This window comes from Streptomyces sp. XY431, from assembly GCF_001279805.1.
GTDB classification, from domain to species: Bacteria; Actinomycetota; Actinomycetes; order Streptomycetales; family Streptomycetaceae; genus Kitasatospora; species Kitasatospora purpeofusca.
Genome location: NZ_LGDO01000383.1, coordinates 1 through 319 on the forward strand (window position 1 = coordinate 1; position 319 = coordinate 319).

Sequence of the window (319 nt, forward strand, 5' to 3'; positions counted from 1 at the left end):
GGTGAGGTTGTGCGCCATGAAGTTGACGTTGTCGGTGAGGTCCTTCCACGTCCCGGCGACGTTCGGGACCCGGGCCTGCCCGCCGAGCGTCCCCTCGGTCCCCACCTCGCGGGCGACCCGGGTGACCTCGTCGGCGAACACCGACAGGGTGTCCACCATGGTGTTGATCGCGTCCGCGAGCGCGGCCATCTCGCCCTTGGCCTCCACGGTGATCTTCCGTGAGAGGTCGCCGCGGGCCACGGCGGTCGCCACGTCGGACATCGAACGGACCTGGCCGGTGAGGTTGGAGGCCATCACATTGACGTTGTCGGTGAGGTCC

Annotated in this window: 1 protein-coding gene; it reads right to left on the minus strand. The window is 68.7% G+C overall.

The features are described from left to right. The coding region (locus ADK60_RS26960; RefSeq protein WP_159400597.1) for a HAMP domain-containing protein at positions 1-319 on the minus strand (319 nt) is incomplete at both ends.